Origin of the sequence: Micromonospora craterilacus, assembly GCF_003236315.1 — a bacterium.
Lineage (GTDB): Bacteria > Actinomycetota > Actinomycetes > Mycobacteriales > Micromonosporaceae > Micromonospora > Micromonospora craterilacus.
In genome coordinates this window covers 21,535-27,637 of sequence record NZ_POTY01000077.1, presented here as the reverse complement: position 1 = coordinate 27,637, position 6,103 = coordinate 21,535, and the positions used below count along the sequence as shown (strand labels likewise).

Sequence of the window (6,103 nt, the reverse complement as noted above, 5' to 3'; positions counted from 1 at the left end):
GTGCAACCCCGGGGGAGGGCGGATTCACGCGTCGGATCATATCAGTTAGGTCTCCCCCTTGTATAAGTCTGCTTTTTCGGCCTAGCATCCGGACGTTAAGCGGATGTAACAGGCCGAGGTCGTGCCCATCCCCCGAGGGCGGCGGCCAGGACAGTAAGGAGAGACGGACGTGGGACGTCGATCGATAATCGGTACATCTCTGGCGGTGGTGGCCGCCATGACCCTGTCCGCCTGTGGCGGCGGCGGTGACGACAGCGGCAGCTCGAACACCGTCCGGGTGACGCTGGTCAACCACGTCTGGACCGAGAACATCCGGAAGGCACTGCCGGAGTTCGAGAAGCAGACCGGTCTCAAGGTCGAGGTCACCCAGCTCGGCGAGGACCAGTTGTCGGACCAGTACAACGTCAAGCTCAACGCCGGCTCCGGCGACATCGACGTGATGATGTACCGCCCCCTGCAGGAGGGGCGGCTGTTCGCCAAGAACAAGTACCTGGCCGACCTTACCGACAAGGCCAAGGACAGCGCCGACTTCGACTTCGGTGACTTCCAGGCCGCGCCGGTGGGGGCCACCACGTACGAGGACAAGGTGGTCGGTGTCCCGATCATCACCGAGCAGCAGGTCCTCTACTACCGCAAGGACCTGCTGGAGAAGTCCGGCTTCACCGCCCCGCCGAAGACGCTCGACGAGCTGAAGGCCCAGGCGGCGAAGATCCAGGCGGACAACTCCGGCGTGGCCGGCTTCGTGTCGCGGACCGGCAAGGCCGCCGCCGTCACCCAGTTCTCCAGCTTCCTGTACAGCTTCGGTGGCGACTTCGTCGACGCCTCGGGCAAGTCCGCGGTCAACAGCGACGCGGCCAAGCAGGCGTACGCCTACTACGGCGGGCTGCTGCGCGAGCACGGCCCGGCCAACATCAGCACCGACATGAGCTGGTCCGAGGCGATGGCGATCTTCACCCAGGGTCAGGCCGCCTTTTACACCGAGGCCAACTCGCTCTACAAGAACGCCACCGACCCCGGCAAGTCGAAGGTCTCCGAGACCGTCGGGTTCGCGCCGTTCCCGGCCGGCCCGGCCGGCTCGAAGCCGTACAACATCCCCTCCTGGGGTCTCGCCGTCAACGACGCCTCGAAGAACCAGAGCAACGCCTGGAAGTTCATCGAGTGGGCGGCCGGTAAGCAGCAGACGCTGGAGCAGCAGAAGGCCGGCGTCCCCGGTGCCCGTACCTCCGTCTGGGAGAACCCGGAGGGCATCGCGACGTACCCGAAGGACATGGCCGACGCGATCACGGTGAGCCTGGCCAACGGCGTGGGCCACGACCGGCCGCTGGTCGAGCGGGTGGCGCAGGCTCGGGAGATCGTCGGGCAGCCGATCGTCGACGCCATCACCGGCAAGGACGCCGCGGCCGCGGCTGACGCCGCCAACCAGGGGTTCCAGAAGTTCCTGGACGACGAGGCCCGCTAAGTCCGGGCGCGGGGGTGGTGGGGCGAACGGCCCCGTCACCCCCGGCCGGCCTCCCCACCACGGAGAACTGATGCCAGCTGTAACCGCCCCCAGCAGAGCGCCCCGCGGCGCCTCCGTCATGCCCGACACGCCCGGCTGGGCGCGTTGGGCCAACGACCATCGCAAGTGGCTCTTCGCGGCCCCGGCCATGGCCTTCGTCGCCGCGCTGATCATCTTTCCGCTCGCCTGGACCGTGTACCTCAGCCTGACCGACTCGTCGGGATCCGTCCGCGCCGAGTCCGAGTTCATCGGCTTCCGGAACTACCTCGACGTCCTCAGCGACACCGACCGGTTCTGGCCCGCCGTGGGACGGACCGCGGCGTTCACCGGCGTCGCGTTGTTCTTCGAGGTCGTCCTCGGCATGGCGATCGCCCTGCTGCTATGGCGACCGTTCCGGGGTGAGAAGTGGGTGCGGGTCGCCATCCTGCTGCCGTTGGTCGCCACCCCGGTCGCCGTCGGCATGATGTGGCGGCTCATCTTCGACCCCAACATCGGCCTCGCCAACCAGGCGCTCGGCTGGATCGGCATCGGCCCGCAGCCGTGGCTGGCCGGGCAGCACACCGCGCTGCCCACCACCATCTTCATCGACATCTGGCAGTGGACGCCGATGGTCGTACTGATCCTGCTCGCCGGGCTGACGTCGCTCTCCGACGAGCCGCAGGAAGCGGCGATGATCGACGGTGCCAGCGCCTGGCAGCGCTTCCGGCACGTCACCCTGCCGCTGCTGATGCCCACCGTGATCGTCGCGGTCCTGCTGCGCGGCATCGACGCGTTGAAGACCTTCGACATCCTCTACGCCACCAAGGGCCGCGGCGGCGGTTCGTTCAACGAGGTGGAGACCCTCAACGTGTACGCCTACGGCTTGAGCTTCGACTACAACGAGTACGGCCTCTCCTCGACGGTGCTGATCCTGTTCTTCCTGATCATCATCGGCGCGATGTGGGCCCTCACCGCTCGGAAGAAGGAGGCCGGCCGATGAGGGCAAGCGCCGGGTTCCGGGCCTTCCGCGCGGTGGCGCTGGCCGTCGTCGTGCTCGCGCTGGTGGCGCCGCTGCTCTGGATGGTCGCCGCGTCGTTCAAGACCAACGTCGACATCTACGACTCCAGCAAGGCGTTGGTCTTCACGCCCACCCTGGACAACTACGACACCGTCCTGCAGCAGGCCAACTACGTCCAGTTCATCGTCAACAGCCTCTGGGTGGCCTTCGCGGCGACCATGCTGTCGTTGCTGCTCGGCGTGCCGGCGGCGTACTCGATGAGCCGCTTCAACATGAAGAAGTCGGCGCTCGTGGTGCTGATGGCCCGGGTCATCCCCGGCGTCTCGCTGCTGGTGCCCTGGTACTACGTCTTCTCGAACCTGCGCATGGTCGGCGGCTTCAGCGTGCTGATCCTGAGCCACATGTTCGTCTCGCTGCCGCTGATCGTCTACATCATGATGGGCTACTTCGACGGCCTGCCGGACGAGCTGGAGGAGGCCGCGCTCGTCGACGGCCTGACCCCGATCGGCGCGTTCCGGCGGATCACCCTGCCGCTGTCCGTCCCGGGCATCGCCACCGCCGGCATCCTGTCCTTCATCTTCTCCTGGAACAACTTCATGTTCGCCCTGGTGCTCTCCGGCGCGAGCACGAAGACGCTGCCCGTGGCGATCTTCGACTTCGTCGGCTACGCCAGCATCGACTGGGGCGGCCTGATGGCGGCGACCACCGTGGTCACCCTGCCGATCATGATCATCGCCCTGTTCGTGCAGAAGTACATCGTTTCCGGGCTCACCGCCGGCGCGACGAAGGGCTGATCGACCATGACGACTATCGCTCGCGTCGAGACCTTCCTCGTCGCACCCCGCTGGCTGTTCGTCCGGGTGGAGACCACCGACGGCATCGTCGGCTGGGGTGAGGCGACCTGCGAGGGCCGGTCGGAGACCGTACGCACCGCCGTCGAGCAGCTCAGCGAGCTGCTGATCGGCCAGGACGCGCTGCGCATCGAGGACCACTGGCAGGTGATGACCAAGGGCTCCTTCTACCGGGGCGGCCCGATCCTGGCCAGCGCGGTCGCCGGCCTGGACCAGGCACTGTGGGACATCGCCGGCAAGCGGTACGGCGCCCCCGTGCACCAGCTGCTCGGCGGCCCGGTCCGGGACCGGATCCGGGTTTACGGCTGGGTCGGCGGCGACGAACCCAGCGAGGTCCGCGACCAGATCGCTGCCCGGGTGGAGGCGGGTCTGACCGCCGTGAAGATGAACGCCTCCGGGCGGATGAGCCCGGTCGCCTCCGTCGCCGAAATCGACGGCGTGGTGCAGCGGGTGGCCGCCGCCCGCGAGGTGCTCGGCGACGACCGCGACGTGGCCGTCGACTTCCACGGCCGGTTCACCCTCGCCAACGCCCGCCGGGTCGCGCCGCTGCTGGAGCCGTACCGGCCGTTCTTCCTGGAAGAGCCGGTGGTGCCGGAGAACTCCCACCTGATCGGCGAGTTCGTCCGCTCCACCACCACCCCGGTGTCGACGGGGGAGCGGCTCTACAACCGCCAGGAGTTCCTGCCCGTGCTCCAGGCCGGCATCGCGGTGGCCCAGCCGGACCTGTCGCACGCCGGCGGCATCACCGAGGTACGCAAGATCGCCGCGCTGGCGGAGGTCTACGACGTGCAGCTCGCCCCGCACTGCCCGCTCGGCCCGATCGCCCTGGCCGCCTGCCTGCAGGTCGGCTTCGCCACGCCGAACTACCTGATCCAGGAACAGAGCATCGGCATCCACTACAACCTCGGCGCCGAGGTGCTCGACTACTGCGTCGACCAGGAGCCGCTGACCTTCGTCGACGGGTACGTCCAGCGACTCACCGCGCCGGGGCTGGGCATCGAGATCGACGAGCAGGCGGTACGGGCGGCCGACAAGCGCGGCCACGCCTGGCGCAGCCCCACCTTCCGGCACCCCGACGGCTCCTACGCGGAATGGTGATCATGACTATCAATCTTGCCGCCGAACTCGCCGCGACCCGCCTGATGGCGGTCATCCGCGGCACCGACACCGCCGCCGCGATCGCGACCGGCATCGCCCTGCTGACCGAGGGCGTATCGATCGTCGAGGTGGCCCTGACCACCCCCGACGCCTGCGCGGCCATCGAGGCGATCCGGGCAGCCGCGCCGGCGGGCTCACTCGTCGGCGCCGGCACCGTGCTCACCACCGCCGACGTGGCCGACGTGGCCGCCGCCGGGGCCCAGTTCGTGGTCACCCCGGCAGTGGTCGAGTCGATCGCCGAGTCGGCCCGCCGGGGTTTGCCGGTCGCCGCCGGCGCGCTCACCCCCACCGAGGCGTACACGGCCGTGCAGCTCGGGGCCAGTGCGATCAAGCTCTTCCCGTCGTCGGTGGGCGGGCCCGCGTACCTGAAGGCGGTGCGCGACCCGTTCCCGGACATCCCGTTCGTCGCGGTCGGCGGGGTCGGCCTGGCCGACCTGCCCGGCTACTTCGCCGCCGGCGCGATCGCGGTCGGCGTCGGTGGCCCGCTGGTCGGCGACGCCGCCTCCGGTGGCGACCTCGACGCCCTCCGCGCGCGGGCCCGGGCCTACGTGGCGGCGACCGGTGGTGTCCAGCGTTCATGAGCGACCGAATCATCAGGCTCAGCGTCTTGGTGCCTCCTGGCACGGAGCGAAGCGGAGTGCCGGCATGAGTGACGTGGATCTGCTCACCGTCGGCGAGGCGCTGGTGTCGCTGCGTTCGCCCGGCCCGCTGGCCACCGGCGGGACGCTGACCATGCACCTGGCCGGCGCGGAGTGCAACGTGGCGATCGGCCTGGCCCGGCTCGGCCACCGTGCTGCCTGGGCCGGCCGGGTCAGCGCCGACGAGCTGGGCGAGTTCGTGCTGCGCCAGCTGCGCGCCGAGGGGGTGGGCGCCGACGGGGCCCACCGGGACCCGGACCGACCCGCCGGTCTGATGTTCCTGGAACGGCGCACCGCCGACGTGACCCGGGTGCGGTACAACCGGGCCGGCTCGGCCGGATCGGCGCTGAACGTCGACGACCTGCGCGGGCCGCTCGCGGCCGGTGCCCGGGTGCTGCACCTGACCGGGATCACCCCGGCGCTGTCGGAGAGCGCCCGCGAGGCCGTGACCTGGGCGGCGCGGGAGGCTTCGGCCGCCGGCACGTTCGTCTCCCTCGACGTCAACTACCGGGCCCGGCTCTGGTCCCGGGCGGCGGCCCGGGCGACGCTGACCCCGCTCGCCGGGTACGCGTCGGTCGTCGTCGCCTCCGCCGACGAGCTGGACCTGGTCGCCGAGCCCGGCGCCGACGAGACCACCGCGGCCGCCGACCTGCTCCGCCGTGGCGTGCGGACGGTACTGGTGAAGCTCGGCGCCGACGGCGCCCGGGCGTACACCCGCGACGGCGTCACCGAGGCCGCGGCGGTGCCGGTCACCGCCGTGGACACCGTCGGCGCCGGCGACGCGTTCACCGCCGGCTACCTCTCCGGACACCTCGACCGGCTGGACCTCGTCGACCGGCTCCGGCGCGCGGTCGCCCTCGGCGCCTTCGCGGTCGCCGCGCACGGCGACTGGGAGGGCCTGCCCCGCCGCGACGAGCTGTCCCTCATCGCCGGCAGCGCCGCCGGCACCACCCTCCGCTGA

6 protein-coding genes are annotated in these 6,103 nt (G+C 70.3%); all 6 read left to right on the top strand.

What is annotated here, in order from left to right; translation table 11 throughout:
* The first annotated feature begins 217 nt into the window (after positions 1 to 217).
* The 6 genes from C1I95_RS14360 (at position 218) to C1I95_RS14335 (ending at position 6,103) form a co-directional block, all read left to right on the top strand.
* On the top strand, positions 218 to 1,459 hold the full coding sequence (locus C1I95_RS14360; protein ID WP_233513669.1) for an ABC transporter substrate-binding protein: 1,242 nt from the start codon (positions 218 to 220) through the stop codon (positions 1,457 to 1,459).
* 70 nt (positions 1,460 to 1,529) lie between these two features.
* A complete protein-coding gene (locus tag C1I95_RS14355; protein WP_233513668.1) occupies positions 1,530 to 2,477 on the top strand; it encodes a carbohydrate ABC transporter permease in 948 nt (315 codons plus the stop codon).
* Positions 2,474 to 3,289 carry a carbohydrate ABC transporter permease gene (locus C1I95_RS14350; protein ID WP_111214329.1) on the top strand — a complete coding sequence of 272 codons (816 nt, stop codon included), beginning with the start codon at positions 2,474 to 2,476 and terminating at the stop codon, positions 3,287 to 3,289. The genes C1I95_RS14355 and C1I95_RS14350 overlap by 4 nt, the downstream gene beginning before the upstream one ends.
* A gap of 6 nt (positions 3,290 to 3,295) precedes the next feature.
* Positions 3,296 to 4,444, top strand: a complete 1,149-nt coding sequence (gene dgoD, locus C1I95_RS14345) for a galactonate dehydratase (protein ID WP_111214328.1) — start codon at positions 3,296 to 3,298, stop codon at positions 4,442 to 4,444.
* A gap of 2 nt (positions 4,445 to 4,446) precedes the next feature.
* The gene (locus tag C1I95_RS14340; RefSeq protein WP_233513667.1) at positions 4,447 to 5,085 is read left to right on the top strand and encodes a bifunctional 4-hydroxy-2-oxoglutarate aldolase/2-dehydro-3-deoxy-phosphogluconate aldolase; all 639 of its coding nucleotides are present in this window, start codon (positions 4,447 to 4,449) and stop codon (positions 5,083 to 5,085) included.
* A 64-nt stretch (positions 5,086 to 5,149) separates the two neighbouring features.
* Entirely contained in the window at positions 5,150 to 6,103 is a 954-nt protein-coding gene (locus tag C1I95_RS14335; protein WP_111214326.1) for a sugar kinase, read from the top strand.